Genomic DNA, 26,043 nt, shown 5'->3' on the forward strand with positions numbered 1-26,043 from the left:
AATCATATACTTAAGCAAGAACAGAGATACGAACTTTTTGTATATAATGATGCAGTCAAAGTTAGTATTTTTTTATAAAGCACTAAATATAATTTATGAATCTGCTACTACAGACTGAAAATAGTCAGTAAATCACGTTAAACAGCTTGAAAAATGCTATTTTACAGAGATAAAAAATCCCCAATCAAAACCTTCGAATGGGGATTTTATTTCCGTATCGGATCGGTCAAGATGAATTAACTAACCTATGGTTTCTCAGCCATGGAGTTTATTCAACTTAGCGCTGACCTATCGGCAGAAGGGGTGTGATGGCTTAATCTCACACCAGCTAGCACACGTCTCTCCGAGCCATGGATTTCTTCCTTTTCCTTTGCCAATTCCTTTTCCTTTGCCTTTTCCTGGCTTGTGACACCTTGGGTATGTCAGGGCTATGATCACAGGGTCGTGATCCGAAGAGCTAAAGACATTTTCAGACTTGGCCAAATCACCGGTATACTTACTCGAATACTCGAACAGATTCGACTCTAGTGAGTTGATATTCCAGTCTTCGATGGCCACCAGCTTATCGGCCACGACCTCATTGGCTAAGGCATGATCCAGGTTACCCAACTCGCCACTGTAGCTGTAACCGAAGGTCGCAGTACCATGGGAGAGGGTACTGAGGTTAATCAGACCATAACCCTTGTCTATCACACTGCCTGTTTGCTCGTAGACCTCACCATTCAGGCTAGTCCAGGACGCAGTAACCAGATCACGATTCGACGTCGATGCATCATAGTCAGTCAGCACGGCAATAGGATCTTCCTGCCCATAGGCATTCATATCACCAATCACTAACAGGCCACCTTCAACATCTTCAAGGGATTCACCCAGCACCTTGGCAGCCGATACACGGAACTCGTTACACTTGCCCTGAAGATCGGCCGGATCCTTATTCTCAGAGAACTCCATCCAGTCCTCCAGACAGCCAGAACCTTTAGACTTAAGGTGGTTAACCACTACCGTGAGTGGCTCGCCATGGATCATAAAGGTCTGGGCCAGACTATGACGCTGATACTTATCATAACTTGGGCTGGTCTCGACTTTGGCTCCTTCGCCACGAGTCGCAACACCAGCTTCGGCGTGCTGCTCAGGTGTCGCGATAACCAAGGCATCGACTGCAGGCTGCACCTTAGCCGGACGATACAAGATCCCCACAGTGATAGCATCGGTGCCGATAAATTCACCCTGATACTTGTCAGCAGGTGCTGGCTCGATAAAGGCGTAAGCATCCTCCTGCGGCAGTTCGGCATTGAGCGAATTTAGCAGGTATTGGATCGAGCTATGCTCACCAAAACCATTGTTTTCGATCTCCATCAGTCCAATCACATCGGCATTCATGGCTGTGATGGCATTGACTATCTTAGTGCGCTGCAGTTGATAATCTTCCAGCGAGTGTGCGCCCCGGCCACAGCCCTTACTGGCATTGGCATCGGCCTGATCTTTACACATAGGGTTTAGTGAACCGCCGATGTCGCTGTCACTGGTGAACAGGTTCAATACATTGAAGCTGGCGACCCGGATATCCCCCACATAGGCAACTTCTGGTGCATCGCTACGCTCATTGACCCGCACAAGATCACCGGCCACTATCTCATTGGTAACCACCAGACGTGGCTCGCCATAGCTGTAGCTCACCATCCCGGTCATATTGTTGACTCGATCGCCAATGCGAATATAACCGGTCTCGGCATTAAAAGTCGGGAAATATGGCACTTCGCCATTTTTAGCCTTGTAGTCTGACTCGACATAGAGCTCATTGCTACGGTTAGCGCTTTGCAGCTCAATCGCCTCTATGGATAGCGGCGCAAAAACTTGAGTCGGCTTCATCAGAGGTGATTTATGAGACAACACCATATTGTTACGACGGCTATCATAGTCATAACCGAAGCTACGAGTGACCTTCATATCGCTGCCGGCATCGAGCATAATTTGCATGCCCTCATAACGATTCATAGCCTGGGTTAAGCTCTCACCTTCGGCAACATAGAAGGGTGCAGGAGATGGCATCTGACCAATCTCACCTATGTCCATCTTCTTGTCTTTCTTAATATCGACCTGAGTCAGGCCATAGTAGTCTTTGACCTTGCCTTGCACGCAGACCCGCACTCCGGGCTGAATAGCCTCGGGCGCCGCCTCTCCCAGGTAAACAAAAACGCCATCAGAGGTGTCAGGTGAACCATCACCGACGACTTCCTGCAAGTAGAAGCCCTTAAACAGACTCTCACCTCGGGCGGTAACCACACCACTGATGGTCACCTCGTCTGCCGACGCGTATTTTCCGTCTTCGATTAACGGACTCTTGCGCTCCGATCCCTGAACATCATAGATGGGCGTGATTGCTTCGCCCACACAGCTAAAGGCAGGCTCGACGGGCGTACTGCCTCCACCGAAATCACCACTGCGTGCGCCTAGACCACTAAAGGTGTTCTTAGCTTTTTTCGTCCACTGGCTCTGAACATAGTCGGCACTGGCCGCAGTCACATCCGCTTTGCGCTCCATCGTGACATCTTTCGCCCAGTCACCCGTTGTGCCTACCTCGCCCAGAATATCAACCAAGGTGCCATCTTTGATGAGGCCGACCTTGTCATCACCATTGAAGTAAATGGTCGCTAACCGGGAGTCGATGGCCGAATCCAGGCTAATGGTATTTCTCGAATCCTTGTTACTGATCACCTTAACGGCATTGGCTGCCAGCGTGCTGTCGAGCGCTATGATGGTCTTAGGCGTAGTCTCGCCCTTTGAGTAGTAGACCAGTGAGTAACCGGACAGATCGACGGTCGCCGATCCTGAATTATATATTTCAACGGCCTTGTTCCAGCCTGAACCCTCAACGTATTCGCTGATCAGTATGTCGGCATTGGCCACTGCCGGCATCGTCGCAGCCATCGCCAGCGCCAACACTGACAATCTTTTAACATTATCCATTTTCTTTAACCCCATTTTTATAATATTACCGCTAACTTCTGTTAACGTGCGCAGCAATTGTTACAGAGTTTTATGACAAAAAAAAGAAGGGGGAATCACACTTTTCACTGCATAAGTATCTGTTAAACAAGAATAAAAACCCACGCATTAGCTCCTTATAAGAACAGGCAGAGAGTATATTAGCTTTATAAAGTGAAAATCATGCACTTAAGCAAGAACAGGGGGGGAAGTATTTTTGTATACAATGATGCATTGTCACACTCACTGCTTTTATAAAGCGCTAAAAATAATTTATAAATCTGCTACTACAGGCTGAAAATAGTCTGTAAATCTCTTTAAACAGCTTCAAAAAGGCTTTTTACAAAGATAAAAAGCGGCCGCCAATTGGCTTAGCCGGGAAAGATTAAGACACCTTTCTAAGAACACAGCTCGAACTATCTTATAACCGTGAGTCTGGTAGGTTTGAGCCCATCGCTGTTTTTCAATCCAGTCGACGCGAATGTTGATGATTGAGTCTTTCAAGAGGGGCTATACCATGAGCACCTTTCTAGAGCTTTCCACCTAAGAGCAGAGCTCGAAGTGGCTCTGGTAGGTTTGAGCCCATCGAAGTAGTTCTACGCGAATGTGGATGATTGAGTCTTTCAAGAGACGGATTCCATAAGCACCGTGCTAAAAGCTCCACCTCTTTTCTACGAACACGTTTCTATGAACAAAGTTCAAAATGACTCTGGTAGGTTTGAGCCCAGCGGAGTAATTCTACACGGTTGCGTGATTGAGTCTTTCTGAAGATAGATGAGATGTGTGCCTTCACCGTGTGCTCACTGATGCAAAGGTTATGGGCGATCTCTTTATTTCTGGCTCCACTGGAGACTAATTGAATGATGGTACGCTCCCGTTTCGTGAGCATCTCCAGCATAGCCACCGTCTCTTGAGAATAATCATTGGCACTGTCTAATCGCTTCACAAGATGACGAAACATCTTGCTGATCAAGGTTCTGTCATACCATAACTCGTCGGCGACCATCTTTCTCAGACCGGTTAAGAGCAGATCCATACGCTGATCGGCATAGAGGAGCCCACGGATCCCCAATAACAGCGCCGTTTCAGGCTCCAGCTTATCGCGATCGACTTGATATAGAGCGACGGGGACATGAGGCACCAGACGAGAGGCCAGTAAAGGGATCCCTTTACTGTCGAGTGCTGCACCTTCTTGTGAAATTAGGTAGAAACTATCACCGTCCCTTTCAGGCTCTAAATCAGACACCTGCTTTACGATACGGGTCTTTAATCCGATAGATTCAGCCAAGATGGCCAGATGGCATGGGGCTGCAACTTGGTGCAAAAACACTAACCCGTCAATTTTACTCATTCACTTCTCTCCCTGAAAAGTTACCTCGATGCAATGAAGGCTTCCCTATCAATCTCAATGATGACTATTTTGAACAGTTTTAGTAAGTTTGACTAGCCTTACATGTAACAAAAAAGCGATAAAAGTTAAAATTACGTAAACCACCATAAATAACCCTATTAAGTACTTTAAATCAGCTTATCGATCTGTCGATTATGAAGTCGTGACAATAAAAACACACTCATAACCGCACCCAACAGCGCCATCCCCATATCTGAAGTTCGAATATTCCAGATATAACCACTTCTCTCGCAATGGTCCTATGGAGTACCTAGTTTAAGTTGGCAGATCTGTTTATCGTGAAGCCGTGATAATAGAAGCACACTCATAACCGCACCCAACAGCGCCATCCCCATATCAGATTGAGTGTCCCAGATATAACCTTGAGTGCCGAGAAATGCTTCGGCATCTTCACCGGTTAACAGTGCGACCCACCACTCAATCAGTTCATAGAAAGCCGAGAATGCGAGGGCGAAACAGACAGCCAAAAAATTGCACCAGTGACCCGGCTTCACCACCTCCCTTCTGATAAATATCTCTCTGGCTAATATAACAGGGACAAAACCTTGAGCTAAATGGCCCAGCTTGTCGTAATTATTTCTATCTCCATCAACAAGTTGTGATATCCAATCAAAAAGTGGAACCTCAGCATAGGTATAATGACCGCCTACCATCAGGATGACACAATGGATCAATATAAGCAGGTAAGCCAAAGGGCTCATCGGGAAGCGATTGCGGCTAAAAAATAGCACAGGTAGAGCGATTAATGCCGGCAAGACCTCAAGAAACCAGGTGAACTGATCCTTCGGCCCTATAGCCGACCAGATCAGTACAGAGAAAAAAACGATTAGCCAGATGACGCGTTTATTCAAAATTGGAACCTCTTAGTACAAATTAATCATATTGTTTTATCACCAGAATAATGACTTTAGCCATCTAGCCCTCCACAGTGAACAAAAAAAGTGCTATTTTGGTTGAGCATTGACAGATCATAGCCAAACTCCACCATTATGCAGGGTTCTGCAAGTGAGCGTTGTTTGGTGAAAACAAATAATATAATACCAATAACCGAAGAGGGTACCTAAATCATGGCGAAACATTCGCTGGACAAGGATAAGATCAAGATCCTGCTGTTGGAAGGCGTCCACCAATCTGCGGTAGATGTACTCGAACGTGCGGGCTATACCAACATTGAATACCACAAAGCATCCCTCGGGGAGGAGGCACTCATCGCCTCTATTAAGGATGCACATTTTGTCGGTCTTCGTTCCCGTACTCAGCTTTCGGAAACGGTATTGAGTCAGGCTGACAAATTGGTCGGTATTGGTTGCTTCTGTATAGGCACCAATCAGGTAAACCTTAAGGTTGCAGAGAAGTTGGGCATACCTGTATTTAATGCACCGTTTTCTAACACACGAAGCGTTGCAGAGTTAGTATTGGGCGAGATTATCATGCTCCTGCGTGGCATTCCGCAGCGTAATGCTATGGCACACAGAGGCGGATGGTTAAAGAGTGCCAGCGGTAGCTTCGAAGCTCGTGGAAAAACCTTAGGTGTTATCGGTTACGGTCATATTGGTACTCAGCTTGGTATCTTAGCTGAAACCTTAGGCATGAGAGTGATCTTCTTCGATATCGAAGATAAGTTGCCTCTTGGTAACGCCCAACAGATCCACTCTATGCAGGAGTTGATGACTCTTGCCGATGTGGTCAGTCTGCATGTACCCGAGACCCCACAGACCAAAGAGATGATCGGCGAAGCCGAACTTGCCTGCATGAAGAAGGGCAGCATCTTGATCAATGCCTCTCGCGGAACCGTTGTCGATATCGACGCGCTGGCATCTGTGCTCGAAGCAGACAAGATTGCCGGTGCGGCAATCGATGTGTTCCCTGTCGAACCGAAATCCAACGATGATGAGTTTATCAGCCCTCTTCGTGGCTTAGATAATGTCATCTTGACGCCGCACGTCGGTGGAAGTACGCAGGAAGCTCAGGAAAATATCGGCATCGAAGTGGCCGGAAAACTGGCTAAATACTCAGACAATGGCTCGACCATGACTGCAGTAAACTTCCCCGAGGTATCACTGGCACAACATAAAGATACCTCTCGTCTGCTGCATATTCATCATAACCAACCAGGTGTGTTAATTCAGATTAACCAAGCCTTTGCAGAGAAAGGGATCAACATCGCGGCCCAGTACCTGCAGACGACTAACGAAATCGGTTATGTTGTGATGGAAGTTGACTCAGACCAAGCCGAGGAAGCTCTGGAGCAGATGAAGACAATCGATGGCACTATCCGTACTCGCTTGCTTCATTCACACTAAGGGCTCCCCCAAAGCAGACCTTTGGTTGTAACAGGACAGATATGGCGCGCTCAATTGCAAAATTGTGCGCGCCATTTATTTAAGTAATCTTCAATTGGTATTACAATCACCCTCTCTCAACGCCTAACATTCCAGGAAAATGATATGACGACTTCAGTTTCTCAGCTCGATTGGAACTTGAATGATCCGCTTCCATCGCTTGTTTTTTCAGATCTGACTCACCTTGGACTCATGAGCATTACCGGTGAGCAAGGCCGTAGCTTCATTCACGGGCAAGTCACTACCGACATCAGCTCACTCGAGAAAGATCAATGGTGTTGGGGCGCTCACTGCGATCCAAAAGGAAAGATGTGGGCCAGCTTCCGAACATTTGCCATCGAAGATACGCTCTTCATGATGATGCCCTCGGATACCCTCGAGGTCGACCTGCCACAATTGGCTAAATATGCCGTATTCAGTAAGGCTGAGTTAACGAATGTTAGCAGTGACTGGTTGATTCTGGGTGTCGCCGGAGAACAGGCTCAAGAGTGGGTAAATAACTACTTTGGTGATATAGACAAAGCAGTGACAGAGATCCCCGGTGGTGCCTTGCTGAAAGACGGCTCACGTTTCATCATCGTCATTGAAAAGACTCCATCTCAGGCACTACTGACCTCAATCAATGCCCCTATCTATGAGTGCAAAGTCTGGCAAGCGCTCGAGATCCAGTCGGGTTATCCTAACCTTGCCGCCGCCCATCAGGGACACTTTGTTCCTCAGATGTGTAATCTGCAGGCCATCGGTGGGATCAGTTTCGAAAAAGGCTGCTACATGGGCCAGGAAACCGTAGCCAGAATGAAGTACCGTGGCGGCAATAAGCGCGCCCTCTATATCTTATCGGGCAACGCTTCTGAAGCAGTGACTTTGGAGAGTAAGTTAGAGCTGGCACTTGAGGATGGATTCAAGACAACCGGTACTATCATCGAAGTCGTACAATCGGGCGAGCAGGTACTGCTCACGGCAGTGCTACCAAACGATACCGAAAACTCGGCGAGTCTGAGACTTACAGGTGATGAGAGTTCTTCGCTAACCATTCAGCCTCTGCCCTATTCTCTGGAAGATGAAGCATAAGTTATAGGCTGCGAGTTACGAGTTACGAGTTACGAGTTACGAGTTACGAGTTACGAGTTACGAGTTACGAGTTAAAGAGTAAATGAAAGGCGCACTAAATCAAACTTAGTGCGCTTTTTTTTATCCCACTCACACAGCTTTACATCCCCGGTATTGCAGGCTAACGTATGCGCTTACACCTCCAAAACGGGCCACTACGATTTGAAGCAAGCCGAACTGACATTACCTCAAAAAAGGCAGTTATTGAGCCAGCTCGAGGCGCAGCTCATCGAGCTTGAGCAAGAGGTCATCGCTATTCACAGTCGTGGTGCGCCGGTACAACTCGACCAACAAGCCGTCGGGCGGGTGTCACGTATCGATGCCATACAGCAGCAACAGATGGCCCAGGCCAATGAGACTCAGATGAGTCAACAACTCCTGCGTATCAAGCAGATCCTTCTCGACCCCGATGAGTATGGGTTCTGCCACGAGTGTGGAGAGAGTATCGGCATAGGCAGGCTCACTATTCATCCCACAGCAGAGCTCTGCATTCAATGCCAGGGGGAATTAGAAAACCTTTAAGTGATAATATCAGAACAGATTAATTTTCTTAATCATCAAGTAACTAGCGTAAAACATTAGACTTTACCCAGCCCCACAACTATTCTCATATTAGTCAACCAGAGAATCGGTTCTACAGATGCGCTTTCTATATTTAGTTCTTGTATTGTTGGTGACGACTCGAATATTTGCCGTGATCGCCAAACGCCTAAAACTACCGCCCATTGTTGGTGAATTGGTGTCGGGGATAGCGCTTGGTTATTTTCTTTACCACTTTCAAGACGTGTTTCCACTGCTATGGGAGGTAACCCAAGGGGAAGCATTTGAGGCCCTGGCCGATCTCGGCATGTTTTTCCTGATGCTATTAGCGGGTGTACGCATGAGCCCGCTGGACTTTAAGAAAACTTCCAGCTCGGCGCCTGCTGTAGCCTTTGGGGGCATGCTGGTGCCCATCATCTCCGGTACATTAATAGGCTTGATGTTCTTCCCTGAATCCCCCTTTAAGATGGTTCAGAGCTGGTTTTTAGGCACAGCCTTGGCGATCACAGCAGTACCGGTAACGATTCGTATGCTGATGGAGTTTAACAAACTGGATACGGCAGAGGGTAAAACCATTGTCGCGGCAGCACTTTGGGACGATCTGTTAAGCCTGTTTATTCTGGCACTCCTGCTAGCCACCATAAACAATGGCGGCACTCTATCTTTTACTCCGGATCTCTGGCTGCCATTGCTGGGCAAAGTGATCCTCTTCTTCGCTATCACCATACCTGTCGGACACTACCTGTTCCCACTTATCGGTAGTCGCCTCAAGGCCACAGAAATTCCTGACATCGATTTCAGTATGCTGTTGATCGCCGCACTGGCATATGCGGTACTCGCAGAGATGCTGGATCTACACTTTATTATCGGCGCCTTTGTCGCGGGCATGTTTTTTCACCCGGCTGTAGTAAAGCAGGAGATTTATGATCGTGTAGATGAGCAAACCTCCGGTATTACGTCCGGTTTCCTTGCGCCAATTTTTTTCGTGTCGATAGGCTTTCATCTGGACTTAACCGCACTGGCATCGATACCAGGGTTCGTCACTCTGCTCATCATAGTTGCCTTACTAAGTAAGTTAGTCGGAGCCGGAGTATGTGCACGGGCCACCGGCCATGATACTCAAGAGTCGCTACGCATAGGAGTGGCAATGAGTGGCCGGGGAGCGGTTGAGATCGTTTTGGCCGGCGTCGCCTTGCGAGCCGGATTATTCAACCATCCAGACCCTACGCCATCGATTATCACCGGATTGTTCTCAGCTATCGTCATCATGGCGATAGTGACCAGTATTGTGACACCGCTGATATTAGCCTTTTTGATCCGCTGGCAGGAGAGGAGTGGACCATAAGGGATTGTGGTTTAATCTCAGCCCTATTGAATCAGTATTCGGTAACTTTGGAGTTACTTGGATCTATGATTTATCTTCTACGGCGGCTTAGCTTTCCAAACTTCGTTTGGATTAACGTCGTGGAATTCCACGACTTACCTCGGCCGGAAGGCCGTATAGTTCAAAGTAAATTTGAAAGAAAATCCTACTTTACCCGCACTGAATTACAAGAAGTGAAACCCCTACCCACTACCGGGTTCCTGGCTCACCTTGTTCAGCAGTTGCTTCATTTCATCACTTTCCCAGTCGTATTCCCCCACGACTCTGGCAGCGATATATCCCTTCTGATCTATGATGTAGCTGATAGGGACCGCAAATACGCCCCAGTCATCACTGGCAGCTTTATCTTCATCGACCAACATGGGCAAGTTGATGCCTGAAGTCTGCTTAAACGCTCTAACATCATGCAATGACTCCCCTACAGCAACAGCCACGACCTGAAGTCCATCTCCCTTAAACTCCTTGTGCAGACCGGATAAAGATGGCATCTCCTTGATACAGGGTCCACACCAACTCGACCAAAAGTTAATGATACGCACCTCCCCCTCATGACTATTCAGAGAGTAGGTTTCCCCCTGAAGATCATTGAGATGCAGCTTCGGGGCCACCTGCCGGGACTTGGGCTCATAGAGTTTGATCTTCTTTGCTGATGCCACCGCGGGGTTGGCGTGACCCAGAGACATCATCAAAAAGGCTGCGGAAGCGATAAATGGCCTGTTTTTGATAAACTTCTTAATACGTCGTCTCATCAACACACCTTATTCAGCTACCGCCGACACCGTAAAACCTCTTAAAAGTACATTCGCTTATACCATTTTATACAAAACTTATTATACAACACCTAGTGCTTCAAATTGACCTTGCTCAAATCTTAACCGTCGGCGCCGTGAAGCGATTCCCACTCGTTAATGGCCTCGTCAACCATAGCTGGAGACCAGATGACCTTACCATCGATCAATAGCTCATCAACCAAAATGACTCTTAACTTTTCATTGACACTGCCCTTCACCGTCGCCAACTGCAGAGCGTAGCGCGCGGCTGTAATACGGGGGACATTAGATAAGAAGTAATAACTTCCATCTTGTTGTTGCAGTACAAAGGCAGATTCTAATTGAAGGTGGGGATCCAACTTGCTGAGCGGACAAGTATGTCCTGAATGTGCACAAGTATGACCATTAATCTTCCCTGTGACAGTATCCATTTTGGCCGAAACAACCGCTGAAGCCGACGATAATGCTATGGCCAACAGGGCAGTCATAAGCCCTTTAGTAATAGTGAACATAATATTTACCTCTGATTTGAGGAGTCTGACTAAACAGGCAACTTAAACAGGCTCCATACTTAAATGTAGCAGAGTAAATGATAATCATCCACATTTAGGGCAAAGACCATCCTCGTCTAAATAGGTGCATTAGAGGTTGAATTATTAGCACTTTATTGATTACTAATTCTATTTGTAAATAATGCAGAGCAACTCAATGAGATATCACTTCGCCGGAGCCTTTGAGACTCTTTTCTATGGTTCGGCAAGAGGAGCCAAGCCCTTTAATTACAGGCTGCGAATTGCACATCAACAATTGACTTCCCCCCTCACACTAAATGTTCCAAACTGTAAATAAATCAGTCTAGATAGGACCAATCGCCAAAAAACTGAGTTATGCTAAACCAGCCTTAGCATAAGGGAGATAGAATGACCGAGCAGATTGTTCAACTCAAAGGGGTTAGCAAAGAGTTTATCGATGGCGGGCAACACCACCGGGTGCTCGATAACCTCGACCTGACGCTGAGCAGGGGCGAGACCATAGCCCTCACCGGTGCCAGTGGTAGCGGCAAGAGTACCCTACTCAACCTGATAGCAGGTTTCGAATATCCCAACTCGGGTGAACTGATTTTACTCGATGACAATACGGCAGCATGGAAAGACCATCGCTGGAGTCAATTTCGTCATCAACAACTGGGTGTCGTGTTCCAGCAATTTAACCTTCTAACACCGCTTAACGTCAGAGATAACATCGCCTTCCCCTTAAGGATGAACCGTAAACCCTGGAGCCCTTGGTGCGATAACCTCGTCGATTGTTTGGGGTTAACTTCTCTACTGAATCGACACGTCGATGCCCTATCCGGTGGTCAACAGCAACGTGTTGCTATCGCCAGAGCCCTGGCCCACCAACCCGCACTACTGCTAGCCGATGAGCCCACGGGAAATCTGGATCAGAGCGCCAGCCAGGAGGTGATGTCACTGCTAAAAACCTTAGCGAGCGAACAGCAAACCACAGTGCTCATGGTCACCCACTCTCTCGAGTGCGCCAGTTTCATGGAGAGACGCTGGCATCTGGAGTTGGGACGTATCCATGAATAGGCAACTGCTATTGAGTTGCAGGCTATGCTTATCGACCTTCAGTGCACACTATCGCCAATCCCCGCTGCAGGCGGGCTCGATATTAATCGGCATAATACTCGCGGTCACGCTGCTCATCGGTGTTCGTGCCACCAACGAAAGTGCCATCGCCAGTTATAGCGATGTCACAGAACTGTTGAGTCAGCAGGCCCATTACTCAATAGTCCCAATCGTTGGCAGCAAACGGCTCGATGAATCGCTCTATTTTGATCTCAGAACTCAGGGGTTCAGTAACGCCCTTGCGGTAGTTCAGGGGATATTGACCGACCAGAACAATCGCCGCTGGCTGGTGCAAGGAAGCGATCTTATTGCGGCGCTCACCGCGCTATCAAGCAATGTTAAACATGAGAATAAAACTAATAGTAAAACCAATAGCAGTAAATCGAATCACACCGAAGCGGACCTTCAAGCTTCCCGGCCGACTCTACTGAAAAATGAACTCCCACTTGCAGCCCTGATAAGCGGCGCCCCCATGGTGCTGATGAGTCAAGATCAGGCTAAGCAGTTCACCACAGAAACCCCTTTTACGCTAAACGGCGTGAAGCTTGAGGTGGTTGGCGTCGACGATACGATGAATCTGGGCAACCGTCTGCTGATGGATATCTCTCTGGCTCAGACGCTATTGGGCCGCCAGGGAAGTCTGAGTTACATTGCACTTTTTGGCGATATCACAAAACAGAGAGGGCAGATAGAGGCACTCATCGAAGGCCGTGGGGAGCTAAACGAACGCGATGGCGGAGAGAGCATGACGGCCCTGACCGACAGCTTTCATCTTAATCTCAGTGCCATGAGCCTGCTGGCCTTCGTTGTAGGTCTGTTTATCGCCTATAACGGTGTACGTTACAGCCTGTTAAAAAGACAGAGGTTGCTCACTCAGTTGCAACAACAGGGCGTCGCCAAGGCCCCCTTGATGCTGGCACTTTGCTTCGAGCTGTTGCTACTGGTGATAGTGGGGTCGGTGCTGGGGTTTGTTTTAGGCTTACAGCTCAGCCACTGGTTACAACCTATGGTGTCTGTCACCCTCGAGCAGCTATATGGCGCCAATATCTTACCGGGCAGATGGCAGTGGAGCTGGCTACTGCAAGCTATGCTGCTGACTTTTATCGCCGCCCTGCTCGCCTGTGCTTCATTGCTTATCGATCTCATCAGGCAACCTTTAGGGCGTAACAGTAACGCATTCTGCCGGGTAAGAAGCGCCGCAAAGACGCAGAAGATTCAAATTATCACAGCGTCATTATTGGCTCTCTTTGCGGCGATATTGATGCCACTTAGCCAGGATTATCAATTGACCATGTCACTGTTGGGGTTAGTGGTTATCGCTATTCCTCTGTCGCTGCCATGGTGTCTTGCTCGGCTGGTCTCCTGGCTTAACCTGATGGTTCCTAAGGGACTTATCGGCTATCAGATTGCCGAAACAAAAGAGTTACTCCCGCCACTTTCCCTGGCCATGATGGCCATGTTGCTGGCCCTGACCGCCAATATATCGATGAACACCTTAGTCGGCAGTTTCGAGATCACCCTCAAAAATTGGCTCGATGCGAGACTCCATGCCGAACTTTACCTCAGACCCGGCGATACACAGATGCAGGAGGTGGTCGCCTCCCTCGAAGACAACCCTAAAATCGACTCAGTCTATAAACAGTGGAATCTGATAAGTAAGGTATCAAACCACCCTACCTATCTGCTGACTCGTGACCCGGTATCGATCAAGCGCACCACAGTGCTAAAAAGCGCAATCGATGATCTGTGGCCGGACTTTTTTGCCGGTAAACACCTGCTGATGAGTGAGCCTTTGTCACTCAAACTTGGACTGGAGTTGGGGGACAGAGTCACCATTGCGGCACTGGATGATGCGAGCCTTACTCTGGGAGGGATCTATTTCGATTACGGTAACCCCTATGGCGAGATAATCCTGGCTCCTGTGATATGGCAAAACTCAGGTTTTAACGACACCCCCACCAGCCTGGGATTGGCTACCAGTGAAGATATCGACACTCTGAAACTCGAGCTACAGCAAAAGTTCTCCCTCAGTGATAGTCAGATCTACAGTCAGGAGAGAATAAAGCGGCAGGCGATCGCCATGTTTAAGCGCACCTTCTCCATCACTCAGGTGCTCAACAGTCTCACCCTGCTTGTCGCCGCCGTTGGCCTATTCAGTGCCAGCTTTTTACTTACCCAGGCACGCATGGCTCCGATGGCGAGACTCTACTGTCTGGGTGTATCGAGGCGCCAATTAGGTTTTATGGTATTTAGCCAGATGTGGCTCATCGTGCTGTTAACTTGCCTGGTCGCCCTACCGACGGGAGCGATACTCGGTTATCTGCTTATTAATAAGATCACCCTGCAGGCATTTGGTTGGACTATTAATATGGTGTGGGATTGGCAAGCCTATGGCCAAGTGGTACTGCTTGCGCTATTGGCAACGACCATAGCCATCGCTCTCCCCCTCTTTAAGCTAATCCGTAAACCTCTGATCTCCAGCCTACAGAGTGACCTGTTATGATATCTCTACCCACGCGACCTATATCAAGCGTATTGGCTACCTTCAGCCCAAGGCTCTTGGTGTTAGTTATCTTCATCTCCGCACTCCTGCTGGCAGCATGCTCAGAGCCGAAATCATCCGGTAACGAAGGGATAGATACCGGGTCGATGGGAAACCTGCTGGGCAATAAGAGTGAAGGTTTTACCCCTGTGTTGCCGGGCGGGAGCATTACTTTCCCCGCCGATCACCAGCCCCATGAAGGATTCAGGCAGGAGTGGTGGTATCTGACCGCTAACCTTAAGACAGAGCAAGGGAAGCCGCTTGGGCTACAATGGACTCAATTTCGAATCGCGCTGAGTCCTCCTGATCGCAGCTTGGAACAACTAACCGACAGCAGAGGCTGGGCGACAGATCAGCTCTATATGGCCCACAGCGCCGTCACCACACAAACAAGCCATCTCGCCAGCGAGCGCTGGTCCAGAGCACACCCGCAACTCGCGGGGGTCGATACCTCCCCCTTTACGGTTAAGCTAGATAACTGGCAGTGGCAGTCTCAGGGAGAAGCGCTCTTTCCTGCCAGCCTGACGGTGAGTGATAACAAGTTTGCCTATCGACTCACACTCTCCACCCACTCCCCCTATCAGCTTCAGGGCGAGAGAGGTTTTAGCATCAAGAGTGCCGATTGTTCGGTGGCATCTTACTACTACAGCCAGCCGTTTATTGAGGTTGAAGGCTGGGTCACTCCCGAGAAGAATAGCGAAAATGAAGGAGATAGTGAGAGACAAAGGGTCAGTGGCAAGGCGTGGTTAGACAGGGAGTGGAGTTCGCAGTTTCTCAACCGCTCTCAACAAGGTTGGGACTGGTTCTCCCTTAGGCTGAATGATGGCTCGACCTTGATGTTATTCCAGCTCAGGGGGGCGCAGAACTTTTATAGTGCCAGACGTATGTTCGTAAACGGTAGTGGCCATAATATTGAATCAGGGATGATACAGATGACCGCCATCGACTGGCACCGGATAGGTGATAATCATTATCCTGTTAGCTGGAAGATAGCGATCCCATCCGAGCAGATTGAGATCACGACCCACTCGTTAAATCCCAATGCCAATATGCCCCTCAGCGTCAGTTACTGGGAGGGACCCATTAAGATTCAGGGTAGCCACAGCGGCGAGGGCTACATGGAGCTCACCGGCTATTAGTCACTTTATAAATTGGCGTAGGATTAAAAAGAAAACCGGGAACTCCCCTTAGTCTTCTCCGAAGGTATACCACACTAGAGGTAGTGAGCCTTGCTCGCAGTTGAGAATAGATCTCAATAAAGTTTGTTCTTTCTCGCCAGTGAGTTAATAGTCGATTCAGGTTATATATCCCAGCCTAAATAAGGCCTTTCTGAAACAGATGTCGATTCTTAAATCTGAGACATAGGTCACACATAAAAAGATGATCTCGATCTACTAATACTCCTAATACCTCTTGTTGGGTATACCCACATTTTTTATGAGGTCTAGACTCAATATTAACTTTGGCAGGTAGCTCTCCTAAAGCTTTCCCCCCCCATAGTGCTACCTGCCACTTCTTCGATTAAGGGTAAAGCAAGAGATGAGTCAGGAATACCATGTCACCAGCTTAGTCGTGCATGCCGCACCGAAAGCGGTTTCTCAGGTTGAAACCAACATTCGAGCGCTTGTCGGTGCCGATATACACGCCGTTACCGATGAAGGTAAGTTTGTCGTCACCCTCGAAGGTGAAACACAAGCCGCTATACTGGATAACGTCGAAGCCATTAATGCCCTCGAAGGAGTGTTAAACGCCAGTCTGATTTACCATCAAGTCGATCCAACAGAAGAAAGTTAAAATAAGTACCCAGTACCTAAACAAGATTGATTTATCAATAATTTGCAACAATATAAAAAAGAGTGAGGAACACCATGAGCATTAGCCGTCGCGAGTTTCTGAAAGCCAACGCTGCAGTTGCCGCTGCAACCACAGTTGGTGTCACTCTGCCAGTGAAGATAGTCGAAGCCGCTGAGCAGAAAGACAACATCAAGTGGGATAAAGCACCTTGCCGTTTTTGTGGCGTAGGGTGTAGCGTTTTGGTTGGTACCAATAATGGCAAAGTCGTTGCCACTAAAGGTGACCCGGAAAGCCCTGTCAATAAAGGCCTGAACTGTATTAAAGGCTACTTCCTGTCGAAAATTATGTACGGAAAGGATCGTCTGACGACGCCGCTTCTGCGTATGAAAGATGGTAAGTACGATAAAGAAGGTGAGTTTACCCCAATCAGTTGGGATACCGCGTTCGATACCATGGCCGAGAAGTGGAAGCACACACTCAAGACCAAGGGCCCTACTGCCGTAGGTATGTTTGGTTCTGGCCAATGGACAGTGTGGGAAGGCTACGCGGCATCTAAGCTACACAAAGCAGGTTTCCTTACTAACAATATCGACCCTAATGCTCGCCACTGTATGGCATCTGCCGTGGGCGGCTTCATGCGTACCTTCGGTATCGATGAGCCTATGGGTTGTTACGACGACTTAGAAGCGGCTGACCACTTTGTATTGTGGGGCGCGAATATGGCAGAGATGCACCCAATCCTGTGGGCTCGCCTGTCTGATCGCCGCTTGAGTAGCCCGGATAGTCGTGTGCATGTGCTCTCTACCTTCGAGAACCGCAGCTTCGACCTGGCCGATAACCCAATGGTTTTCCGTCCACAATCTGATCTGGTCATTCTTAACTACATCGCTAACTACATCATTGAAAATGATGCGGTTAACAAAGATTTCGTAAGCAAGCACACTAAGTTTGTACTGGGTACAACCGATATCGGTTATGGCCTGCGTCCAGAACATCCATTAGAGCAGAAGGCGAAGAACCCGGGAAAGGGGTCATCCACACCTATCAGCTTCGATGAATACGCTAAGTTCGTCAGCACTTACACGCTTGAGTATGCCGCTAAAATGAGTGGTGTAGAGCCTGAAAAACTCGAGCTTATGGCCAAGGCTTATGCCGATCCATCGATCAAGGTAATGAGTTTGTGGACCATGGGTATTAACCAGCACACACGTGGTGTCTGGGCGAATAACATGCTCTATAACATCCATCTGTTGACGGGTAAGATTGCCACTCCGGGCAACAGCCCATTCTCATTGACGGGTCAACCATCGGCTTGTGGTACCGCGCGTGAAGTGGGTACTTTCGCTCATCGTCTGCCTGCAGATATGGTCGTGAAGAATCCTAAGCACAGAGCCATCTCTGAAAAGTTGTGGCAACTCCCGGAAGGGACAATTCCACCTAAGCCTGGTTATCATGCCGTTCTGCAGAGCCGTATGCTTAAAGATGGCAAGCTAAACTGCTACTGGACTATGTGTACTAACAACGTCCAGGCCGGTCCAAACATTAATGAAGAGATCTTACCCGGATTCCGTAATCCGGAAAACTTCATCGTGGTATCGGATCCATATCCAACGGTTTCAGCCATGGCTGCTGACCTTATTCTTCCAACAGCAATGTGGGTAGAGAAAGAGGGTGCTTACGGTAACGCAGAGCGTCGTACGCACATGTGGCATCAGCAGGTTAAGCCACCTGAAGGGGCTAAGTCTGATCTATGGCAGTTGGTTGAGTTCTCTAAGCGCTTCAAAGTCTCTGAAGTCTGGCCTGCCGAACTTATCGCTAAGAAGCCTGAGTACGCGGATAAGACCCTTTATGACGTACTTTATGCCAACGGTGAAGTGAACAAGTTCCCAACATCTGACTGTAAAGCAGATCTGAATGATGAGTCAGAAGCCTTTGGTTTCTACCTGCAGAAGGGGCTGTTCGAAGAGTACGCGCAGTTTGGTCGTGGCCACGCTCACGATCTTGCCGACTTCGATACTTACCATGAGACTCGTGGTCTTCGCTGGCCGGTTGTCGATGGTAAAGAGACCCTACGTCGCTTCTCTGCCGGAGATCCCTACCTCAAGGCAGGTGAAGAGTTTAACTTCTATGGTAAGCCAGATGGTAAAGCGGTTATCTTCGCACTGCCATATGAGCCTGCAGCCGAAGAGCCAAACGAAGAGTTTGATCTTTGGTTATCGACCGGTCGTGTACTCGAGCACTGGCATACTGGTTCGATGACGGCTCGTGTACCTGAGCTTTATCGCGCATACCCTGATGCACAGATCTTCCTTCACCCGGAAGATGCTAAGGCCCGTGGCCTCAAGCGTGGTGATGAAGTCGTTGTCGCCTCACCTCGCGGTGAAGTGAAGACTCGTGTTGAAACCAAAGGCCGGAACAAGCCGCCAAGAGGCGTGGCATTTATGCCATTCTTCGACGCACGCCAACTGGTCAACAAGTTGTTACTGGACGCCACTGATCCTCTCTCGAAAGAGACAGATTTCAAGAAGTGCCCAGTCAAAGTAATGAAGGCTTAACTCTTTTAACTGAAGATTTTTAAGCAAAATTGCTTGAGCTAAGACATTGATAAAAAGGTTATAAAAGGTCATGAGTAAGGTGAAACACACTAAATCAAATCCACGGGACGTAAATCGTCGCCAGTTCTTAGCCTCCTCGGCTAAGGCGGGTTGTGTGATGGGTTTAGTGGGGCTGGGGATCACAGCAACGGCGACACAATCGCGACAGCTTGATTCCTTAGCGATCCGACCTCCTGGCGCCTTAGGCGAGGATGATTTTCTCTCGGCTTGTGTTCGTTGTGGTTTATGTGTCGAGGCTTGCCCCTACGACACCCTGAAACTAGCGCGCTGGTTCGATGGCGCAGCAACGGGCACACCCTATTTTACGGCGCGTAACATCCCCTGTGAGATGTGCGAAGATATTCCCTGTGTGAAGGTGTGTCCATCGGGCTCACTCGATCATGGTCTCGAGAAGATTGAAGAGGCCAAAATGGGTATCGCCGTATTAATCGATGAGAAAAACTGCCTTAACTTCAAGGGACTTAGATGCGACGTCTGTTACCGGGTTTGTCCGTTAATCGACGATGCTATCACCCTGGAGCGGCAACATAACCAACGCAGCGACCATCACGCCATGTTCCTGCCTACAGTCAACAGCGACACCTGTACCGGCTGTGGTAAGTGTGAACATGTGTGTGTACTCGAAGAATCTGCGATTAGGATATTGCCGGCACATATCGCCTTAGGAAAAACGGCTGAACACGATACTTATATCAACACAGAAGAGACCACACTCGAGATGTTAAACAAGGGCCTATCACTATGATTAGAAGCACAGTGAAAAAAGAGGCTATAACCGATGCAATGAACGACTCCTCTAAAGCAGGATTCGCTCAGGCGGCGATCGATGAACTGGGATGGTGGCGTGCTCACAAATTCCTGTTTCTCAGACGCGCCAGCCAGCTGAGTGTATTAACCTTGTTTGCCATTGGCCCCTGGTTTGGCTTATGGATCCTGAAGGGAAACCTCTCGTCCAGCGAGTTACTCGGTACTGTGCCATTGTCGGATCCACTTGTGACACTGCAAGTCTTGATGACGGGACATATTCCTGAGTTAACCCTGATTCTCGGTGCCCTCTTTATCACAGTGTTTTATGTGATAGCGGGTGGCCGGGTGTTCTGCAGCTGGGTGTGCCCTGTCAATCTGGTCACCGACAGTGCGAGTTGGTTAAGACGTAAAATGAATTTGCCTCGTTTAGGCGAGATGCCAAGAAATTTACGTTACTACCTGCTGGGTCTGGTTATTGTGTTACCTCTGCTGACAGGCATCACCGTTTGGGAATGGGTCAATCCGGTTCCGATACTCTACCGCGCCGTGTTATTCGGTGCCGGTAGCGGACTGTGGATCTTGTTGGCCATCTTCCTGCTCGACCTGTTTATCAGCGAGCGTGGATGGTGTGGGCATCTGTGCCCCACTGGTGCTATGTTTGCCCTATTTGGCAAATTGAGCCCGGTTAAAGTATCGGCCGTTAACGCCAAGGCCTGTGATAACTGTATGGATTGTTTCGATGTTTGCCCCGAGAGACAGGTGCTAAAACCTGCGCTTAAAGGGAAACAGATGATGATAACCGACAGTGATTGCACTCAATGTGGCCGCTGTATCGATGTCTGCGCCCAACGCGTTTTCCAGTATCAAAATAGAATTGCCCTAAAGGCGGAGAACAACCAATGAAGAATGTACTCACTATAGCCGCGCTCGTCATGGCGCTTAGTGCCTGCTCTGGCCAGCAAGCAAACACTCAAGCGGAGCCGGTAAATGTCAGCTCACTTGGCAAGTCTGAGATCACCGATGTTCGTATGGCCGATGCAATGCCTACGTATCCAAAGCGTGGCGCATCGATCGAGCGTGGCTTTGTACACCAGCCACCTCTGATCCCACATAAGGCTGAATACGCCATTACAACCAAGAAGAATAAGTGTTTAAGCTGTCACTTCCCAGCCAAAATGAAAGCGACCCCTATCGATGAGTCGCACCTGTTGGCTACGGGTAAGCTAAATAACATCTATTACAACTGCTCTCAGTGTCACGTACCACAAGCCGAGAACAAACAGCAGTTAGTAGAGAACGACTTCTCGAATAAATAGGCCTCGAGTAGCGAGTTACGATCAAAAAGCTATAAACAATAAAACCACCTCAATCGAGGTGGTTTTTTATATGTCGTTCAATCATCAACCCGGTTATATCACTCTTTATGACGATTGGTATTAGTCACTGACAACACAATTTCTTCCCTGCTCTTTCGCCCTATACAGGCGGCGATCGGCAGTTCGATAGAGCGCCTGCATAAGTTCACCTGACTCGGGCCACTGCGCAATACCGATACTCGCCGTCGTCGATACCTTATGCTCTCCCACACTCACAGCAGAGCCTTCAATTGCTAGCTGTAATCTTTGCGCGACCTCTTGGACTGATGCGTGATTGGTACCGGGCAGCAGCAGACAGAACTCCTCCCCTCCGACCCGAAAGCCCCAGTCATTCTCTCCAATCGTCTGCTTTATCAGCTCGGCCACCCGCACCAGCACCTTGTCACCAACTTCATGGCCATAGTTATCGTTGACACTCTTAAAATGATCCAGATCGATGAGCAACATAAACAGGGATGAGTCTGGACTACTTTCACTCTGGGTTATCTGCTCGAACACAGACTCTAGATGTAAACGGTTATAGAGCCCGGTTAACGGGTCTCTGGCCGCCATATTTTGCAGTCGCTCCACCACCTCTTCCCGTTTAGATTCATATACGTGTGCCACGCCCCATATAGCTGCGACACATAGGCTATAGTTTGCCATTGCCACCAGATGTATGTTGGGGTCATTTAGCCACAGACGCCAGCCTAATATACCCAGCCCTAATGACACATAACAAAGGGTGACAGCTTGACCGTTGCGACGACCAAGCAATAGATAGGAGAGGATGGGAAAAACAAAAATCCAGGCAAACAGACCCGAGCGAAAACTGGCAAATGAGATCCCAACTAAGATGACACAGTAGAAAACAAACAGAAATAGTAGCGTCCAGTTGTGCAGATACTGAGTCTTTCGAACAATGCTTAATATCCCTAAAGAGAGTATCACAAGCAGTAGTTCTATCAGAGCATAGGCTTTCAGGCCGATAGACCAATTAAAGAGGGTGAAAACAGTGGCCGCAACAGCAATAACGATGAGTGTAAATCTAAATGCTGAACGTCGATATTCAAGCTCTTCAGACCATAGTTTTAGCACTTCCATATACCTTTAATTCACGAATTTAATAACTCTAGCAGAATGGTATCCCTTAAGGTACATCGGCCGATAAAAATATCTATCTAATAATTACTTACCTGAGTACTCACTCGCCAGGAACAATAAAGAGCATCTAACCTTTGACGCCGGTCAATTATTATTCAAACTTGATATCTTTATCTATAATTATTGACTATAGATCAAGAGATAAAGGCTAATACCAACCGGTATAAAGATCTCTTTCTTATACTGATGGGTATAAATCCAGTTCAAAGGGAGAGGATGTGACAACGCAGGGACTCAGCAGTGAAAAGGCACAAGCTCTATTGACAGAGTATGGCGAGAATTGTTTGCCAAAACCGTCAAGAAACAGCTTTGTCCGGCTCTTTATTATCCAGTTTCGTAGCGCATTTATCTATGTCCTGCTGGTGGCTGTTGTCGTGTGCCTGATACTCGGACAGCTGATCAATGCTTTTTTTATCTCTGTGGTGCTATTGCTCAATGCGCTGATTGGCACCATTCAGGAATATTCTGCCCAGCAGGCTGCCGATGCCCTCGCCGATATGGTCCCCCAACAGAGCCGTGTTATTCGCGATAATCATCCGGTTGTCGTCGATAGTCGCTCTCTGGTGCCGGGCGATTGGATCATGCTCAGTAGCGGAGACCGTATAGGGGCCGATATTGATCTGAGGCAATCCAGCCAGTTTCAAGTCGATGAGTCAGCCCTCACGGGTGAGTCGATTTCAGTCAGTAACAAAGAACAAGCCTTTGCCGGCACGCTGGTGACCCACGGCCGTGCAGAGGGTGAAGTGATCGCTACCGGAATCAATACTCAGATTGGACAGATAGCCAAATTAGTCCATCAGGGAGTCGATACTAAGCCTCCATTAATGCAGAGAATCGATCAGTTTACCCTGCGTATAGCCATTGCCATAGTGATCATCATAGCGCTGATATTTAGTCTGACACTCATACGAGGCGCCGATCTGTCCGATGTGTTCTTGTTAGGGGTCGCATTAGCCGTCTCAGCCATTCCCGAAGGCTTACCTGCGGCTATTACTGTAGCCCTGGCTATAGGTATGAAACGCATGGCGAAAGCCAACGTGATCGTACGTAAGTTGGTTGCCGTAGAGTCACTGGGATCCTGCACCTTTATCGCCTCAGATAAAACCGGCACCTTGACGGTCAATGAGATGACCATAGGCCAGATCTGGCTTGCCAACGAACATAAGTACCATGTGGCGGGAGAAGGGCTAGCCCAGAATGGCTTAGTGCATCGTCACGGACATGGAGTTCCCGTCACGGTGGAGGAGGAGTTAGGGCTGAAGCAACTGACCCTGGTAGGGCTACTTGCCAATGAGGCACACCTTGTATACAACACCGATAAGATTCACGCCGATGGAGACGGCGTAGATCTGGCATTCCTTGTATTGGGACACAAGCTCAGGCTAACGAGCGAACTTGAAAACCATACTCAGTTAACCCTCTTTCCCTACGAGTCCGAAAAAGGGTTCAGCGCCAGTGTCAACAATAGCCCGCTAGGCCCACAGATCTCCGTGAAAGGTGCAGTAGAGAAAGTGATGACCATGTGCAGCCTGAGCGAAGAGATGAGTCAGAAAATTCTGGATCAGACCCACTGGATGGCCAGACATGGGTATCGGGTACTCGCACTGGCTCATGGTGCAGGAACCGCGGAAAGTGACGCGTTCACCGGGCTGGAATTTCTTGGTCTGGTCGCCATGAGCGATCCTCTCAGACATGATGCCATAGAAGCCGTGGCATCGTGTCGCCAAGCACAAATTAAGGTCGCGATGATAACAGGCGATCATCCGGTCACCGCGCTGACATTGTCACAACAGCTTAAAATCGTCAGCGAACATGATAAGGCGGTGACGGGCAGTGAACTCAGTCAGGCAATGGCTCTTAATGAAAGCGAATTTGATAGACTCGTGGCGACCCATAGAGTATTTGCCAGGGTCAAACCCGAGCAGAAAATGGAGATCACTCAGTCGCTTATCAGGCAGGGAGAGTTTGTAGCCATGACCGGAGATGGCGTCAATGATGCCCCGGCATTGAAACACGCTCATGTTGGTATTTCGATGGGACTGAGGGGTACCGACGTTGCGAGAGAGAGCGCCTCACTCGTACTCACAGATGATAACTTCAGCTCTATCGTTAAGGGGGTCATCGAAGGTCGGATCGTGTACAACAATATCCGCAAGGTTATTTTCTTGCTGGTCAGTACCGGCGCTGCGGAAATATTTCTCTTCATCCTAAGTGTACTCTTCGCATTGCCCATTCCACTGTTTCCACTGCAGATACTCTGGCTGAATTTAGTGACTAATGGGGTTCAGGATGTTGCACTGGCCTTCGAACCCGCAGAGGGTAATGAGTTTTCTCAACCGCCGCGAGCTCCTAAGGAACCCATTTTCGACCGACTCATGTTGGAAAGGGTCTGCATCAGCGCTCTGGTCATGGGGTTAATCGCCTTCGGCCTGTTCGCGATATCTCTCCAGATGGGGGTTAGCGAAGAAGCGGCCCGAAACCTGACCTTAATGTTGATGGTATTATTTGAAAATGTACATGCACTCAACAGCCGCTCAGAGCATAGATCCTTATTTGTCGTCCCCTTCTTCAGCAACCCAATATTACTGCTGGGTATTTTCGTGGCTCAGGGGATCCACATCGGCGCCATGTATACGCCAGGCCTGAGCGATGCGCTACAGCTCAGTCCCATCAATTTTTCCCATTGGTTGATTCTACTGGCCACCGCCTCAGTGCTTTTCATCGTGGATGAGGTACACAAGAAGCGATGGCGAATGAGGGCTAATCCGAACTTAGGGGAGCCAATAACTGATCGTCGGCCGGAATAATCAGGACATTGCTGCGGGTTCTGCTGAGAATGGACTCGGCCATATTACCGATAACATAGCCCAAGATGCCTTGACGCTGACGGGCTCCAAGGACCAGATAACGCGCTTTCAGACGGCAGGAGAGTTCATAGAGACAGAGATCGGGATCCCCGGCGATGATATGTATACATTCAGGATCCATATTCAATTTAGCCAACTGTTTCTGATGCTCCTGATAGGCATCTTTAACTATTGTACTGGTGTTGATCAGATCCATATCCCGCAACACCCTGGGTACTCTGATCACAAAAGCAAGGTGCAACTTACTACCGGTCGCTTTTGCTAATGCCTTGCCGTGACTGATAACGGCCTGATTGAGCTGCTGTTTAAGCACATTATCACTACCGAGATCGACGGCCATCAATATGGCATTTCCTCTATGTAGGGGATTATCAGTCAGTAGCATAAGAGGAATTTTAACATGACGGATCAAATTCCAATCGACAGGAAGATAGTGCTCCGCATGATGTACCGCCTTTACCATGAGATCGAAACCATGACGTATAGAGTGATGACAGGCATGTTCATGCAGATCCTTACTCCATACTGTGTGTACGGGCACATCTGCTGCCTTCAATGTCTGCAGCTCGTCCTCAATTTTAGCCGCACGGTCTTTCATTATTTTCTGTTGGGCGGCGGCGCCGAGGCGTGGATTATAGTATTCCGCACCACTGAAATATTCAAAGCTATATGCAAAAACTTCGGCGCGTTTATCCATCGCTCTGGCCAACTCGATCCCTGTAGCAACTGCATCCGTGTGCGCTTCCTCTCTTTGCGAAATAATAAACACCTTATCCATTGCCATCTCCA

At 48.6% G+C, this 26,043-nt stretch carries 20 protein-coding genes; 13 read left to right on the forward strand and 7 right to left on the reverse strand.

The features are described 5' to 3' along the window. Window positions 1–288: 288 nt before the first annotated feature. The 3 genes from exeM to SSED_RS20595 form a co-directional block, all read right to left on the reverse strand. Entirely contained in the window at window positions 289–2,967 is a 2,679-nt protein-coding gene (exeM, locus tag SSED_RS20585) for an extracellular exonuclease ExeM (protein ID WP_012144278.1), read from the reverse strand. A gap of 703 nt (window positions 2,968–3,670) precedes the next feature. Beyond that, window positions 3,671–4,336, reverse strand: a complete 666-nt coding sequence (locus SSED_RS20590; protein ID WP_012144279.1) for a helix-turn-helix transcriptional regulator — start codon at window positions 4,334–4,336, stop codon at window positions 3,671–3,673. A 299-nt stretch (window positions 4,337–4,635) separates the two neighbouring features. After that, window positions 4,636–5,247, reverse strand: a complete 612-nt coding sequence (locus SSED_RS20595) for a DUF2238 domain-containing protein (protein WP_012144280.1) — start codon at window positions 5,245–5,247, stop codon at window positions 4,636–4,638. 216 nt (window positions 5,248–5,463) lie between these two features. Here SSED_RS20595 and serA point away from each other — a divergent pair, with 216 nt between their 5' ends. From serA to SSED_RS20615, 4 genes are all read left to right on the forward strand, one after another. Beyond that, window positions 5,464–6,699, forward strand: coding sequence for a phosphoglycerate dehydrogenase (gene serA, locus SSED_RS20600; RefSeq protein WP_012144281.1), 1,236 nt, complete (start codon window positions 5,464–5,466; stop codon window positions 6,697–6,699). 144 nt (window positions 6,700–6,843) lie between these two features. Beyond that, entirely contained in the window at window positions 6,844–7,809 is a 966-nt protein-coding gene (gene ygfZ / locus SSED_RS20605) for a tRNA-modifying protein YgfZ (RefSeq protein WP_012144282.1), read from the forward strand. A 201-nt stretch (window positions 7,810–8,010) separates the two neighbouring features. Next, window positions 8,011–8,370: a TraR/DksA C4-type zinc finger protein gene (locus SSED_RS20610; protein WP_012144283.1), complete on the forward strand. Its 360-nt coding sequence runs from the start codon at window positions 8,011–8,013 to the stop codon at window positions 8,368–8,370. 118 nt (window positions 8,371–8,488) lie between these two features. Further along, the gene (locus SSED_RS20615; protein ID WP_012144284.1) at window positions 8,489–9,733 is read left to right on the forward strand and encodes a cation:proton antiporter; all 1,245 of its coding nucleotides are present in this window, start codon (window positions 8,489–8,491) and stop codon (window positions 9,731–9,733) included. A gap of 221 nt (window positions 9,734–9,954) precedes the next feature. Here the strand turns inward: SSED_RS20615 and SSED_RS20620 are convergent, their stop codons facing one another. Together SSED_RS20620 and SSED_RS20625 are read right to left on the reverse strand one after the other, a co-directional pair. Further along, window positions 9,955–10,521, reverse strand: a complete 567-nt coding sequence (locus tag SSED_RS20620; protein ID WP_012144285.1) for a TlpA family protein disulfide reductase — start codon at window positions 10,519–10,521, stop codon at window positions 9,955–9,957. 122 nt (window positions 10,522–10,643) lie between these two features. After that, window positions 10,644–11,054 carry a hypothetical protein gene (locus SSED_RS20625; RefSeq protein WP_012144286.1) on the reverse strand — a complete coding sequence of 137 codons (411 nt, stop codon included), beginning with the start codon at window positions 11,052–11,054 and terminating at the stop codon, window positions 10,644–10,646. Window positions 11,055–11,462: 408 nt separating this feature from the next. Here SSED_RS20625 and SSED_RS20630 point away from each other — a divergent pair, with 408 nt between their 5' ends. The 8 genes from SSED_RS20630 (at window position 11,463) to SSED_RS20665 (ending at window position 21,184) form a co-directional block, all read left to right on the forward strand. Next, complete coding sequence (locus SSED_RS20630; RefSeq protein WP_012144287.1) at window positions 11,463–12,131, forward strand: ABC transporter ATP-binding protein; 669 nt, start codon at window positions 11,463–11,465, stop codon at window positions 12,129–12,131. Further along, window positions 12,124–14,673, forward strand: coding sequence for an ABC transporter permease (locus SSED_RS20635; protein WP_012144288.1), 2,550 nt, complete (start codon window positions 12,124–12,126; stop codon window positions 14,671–14,673). The genes SSED_RS20630 and SSED_RS20635 overlap by 8 nt, the downstream gene beginning before the upstream one ends. Further along, window positions 14,670–15,851 carry a lipocalin-like domain-containing protein gene (locus SSED_RS20640; RefSeq protein WP_012144289.1) on the forward strand — a complete coding sequence of 394 codons (1,182 nt, stop codon included), beginning with the start codon at window positions 14,670–14,672 and terminating at the stop codon, window positions 15,849–15,851. Before SSED_RS20635 ends, SSED_RS20640 begins: the two co-directional genes overlap by 4 nt. 400 nt (window positions 15,852–16,251) lie before the next feature. Next, the gene (locus SSED_RS20645; protein ID WP_012144290.1) at window positions 16,252–16,506 is read left to right on the forward strand and encodes a chaperone NapD; all 255 of its coding nucleotides are present in this window, start codon (window positions 16,252–16,254) and stop codon (window positions 16,504–16,506) included. A gap of 74 nt (window positions 16,507–16,580) precedes the next feature. After that, window positions 16,581–19,061: a nitrate reductase catalytic subunit NapA gene (gene napA / locus SSED_RS20650; RefSeq protein WP_012144291.1), complete on the forward strand. Its 2,481-nt coding sequence runs from the start codon at window positions 16,581–16,583 to the stop codon at window positions 19,059–19,061. Between the two features lie 70 nt (window positions 19,062–19,131). Further along, a complete protein-coding gene (napG, locus tag SSED_RS20655; RefSeq protein WP_012144292.1) occupies window positions 19,132–19,866 on the forward strand; it encodes a ferredoxin-type protein NapG in 735 nt (244 codons plus the stop codon). 38 nt (window positions 19,867–19,904) lie between these two features. Then, on the forward strand, window positions 19,905–20,771 hold the full coding sequence (napH, locus tag SSED_RS20660; RefSeq protein ID WP_041422371.1) for a quinol dehydrogenase ferredoxin subunit NapH: 867 nt from the start codon (window positions 19,905–19,907) through the stop codon (window positions 20,769–20,771). Beyond that, complete coding sequence (locus SSED_RS20665) at window positions 20,768–21,184, forward strand: nitrate reductase cytochrome c-type subunit (protein ID WP_012144294.1); 417 nt, start codon at window positions 20,768–20,770, stop codon at window positions 21,182–21,184. The genes napH and SSED_RS20665 overlap by 4 nt, the downstream gene beginning before the upstream one ends. Before the next feature lie 120 nt (window positions 21,185–21,304). Here SSED_RS20665 and SSED_RS20670 read toward each other — a convergent pair whose 3' ends face one another. After that, window positions 21,305–22,327: a GGDEF domain-containing protein gene (locus SSED_RS20670; RefSeq protein ID WP_012144295.1), complete on the reverse strand. Its 1,023-nt coding sequence runs from the start codon at window positions 22,325–22,327 to the stop codon at window positions 21,305–21,307. Between the two features lie 278 nt (window positions 22,328–22,605). Here SSED_RS20670 and SSED_RS20675 point away from each other — a divergent pair, with 278 nt between their 5' ends. Continuing rightward, window positions 22,606–25,194: a cation-translocating P-type ATPase gene (locus SSED_RS20675; RefSeq protein WP_012144296.1), complete on the forward strand. Its 2,589-nt coding sequence runs from the start codon at window positions 22,606–22,608 to the stop codon at window positions 25,192–25,194. On the opposite strand, the gene SSED_RS20680 is transcribed toward SSED_RS20675, so the two are convergent. Continuing rightward, a complete protein-coding gene (locus SSED_RS20680) occupies window positions 25,148–26,032 on the reverse strand; it encodes a universal stress protein (protein WP_012144297.1) in 885 nt (294 codons plus the stop codon). The genes SSED_RS20675 and SSED_RS20680 overlap by 47 nt on opposite strands. Between the last annotated feature and the right edge of the window lie 11 nt (window positions 26,033–26,043).

This window comes from Shewanella sediminis HAW-EB3, from assembly GCF_000018025.1.
Taxonomy (GTDB): domain Bacteria; phylum Pseudomonadota; class Gammaproteobacteria; order Enterobacterales; family Shewanellaceae; genus Shewanella; species Shewanella sediminis.

Bases quoted from the DNA above. Each gene is read 5' to 3' on its own strand.
- exeM (WP_012144278.1), bottom strand. From the start codon at position 2,967: ATGGATAATGTTAAAAGATTGTCAGTGTTGGCGCTGGCGATGGCTGCG.
- SSED_RS20590 (WP_012144279.1), bottom strand. From the start codon at position 4,336: ATGAGTAAAATTGACGGGTTAGTGTTTTTGCACCAAGTTGCAGCCCCA.
- SSED_RS20640 (WP_012144289.1), top strand. From the start codon at position 14,670: ATGATATCTCTACCCACGCGACCTATATCAAGCGTATTGGCTACCTTC.
- SSED_RS20670 (WP_012144295.1), bottom strand. From the start codon at position 22,327: ATGGAAGTGCTAAAACTATGGTCTGAAGAGCTTGAATATCGACGTTCA.
- ygfZ (WP_012144282.1), top strand. From the start codon at position 6,844: ATGACGACTTCAGTTTCTCAGCTCGATTGGAACTTGAATGATCCGCTT.
- SSED_RS20625 (WP_012144286.1), bottom strand. From the start codon at position 11,054: ATGTTCACTATTACTAAAGGGCTTATGACTGCCCTGTTGGCCATAGCA.
- napA (WP_012144291.1), top strand. From the start codon at position 16,581: ATGAGCATTAGCCGTCGCGAGTTTCTGAAAGCCAACGCTGCAGTTGCC.
- serA (WP_012144281.1), top strand. From the start codon at position 5,464: ATGGCGAAACATTCGCTGGACAAGGATAAGATCAAGATCCTGCTGTTG.
- napH (WP_041422371.1), top strand. From the start codon at position 19,905: ATGAACGACTCCTCTAAAGCAGGATTCGCTCAGGCGGCGATCGATGAA.
- SSED_RS20645 (WP_012144290.1), top strand. From the start codon at position 16,252: ATGAGTCAGGAATACCATGTCACCAGCTTAGTCGTGCATGCCGCACCG.
- SSED_RS20630 (WP_012144287.1), top strand. From the start codon at position 11,463: ATGACCGAGCAGATTGTTCAACTCAAAGGGGTTAGCAAAGAGTTTATC.
- SSED_RS20615 (WP_012144284.1), top strand. From the start codon at position 8,489: ATGCGCTTTCTATATTTAGTTCTTGTATTGTTGGTGACGACTCGAATA.
- SSED_RS20620 (WP_012144285.1), bottom strand. From the start codon at position 10,521: ATGAGACGACGTATTAAGAAGTTTATCAAAAACAGGCCATTTATCGCT.
- SSED_RS20665 (WP_012144294.1), top strand. From the start codon at position 20,768: ATGAAGAATGTACTCACTATAGCCGCGCTCGTCATGGCGCTTAGTGCC.
- SSED_RS20680 (WP_012144297.1), bottom strand. From the start codon at position 26,032: ATGGATAAGGTGTTTATTATTTCGCAAAGAGAGGAAGCGCACACGGAT.
- napG (WP_012144292.1), top strand. From the start codon at position 19,132: ATGAGTAAGGTGAAACACACTAAATCAAATCCACGGGACGTAAATCGT.
- SSED_RS20635 (WP_012144288.1), top strand. From the start codon at position 12,124: ATGAATAGGCAACTGCTATTGAGTTGCAGGCTATGCTTATCGACCTTC.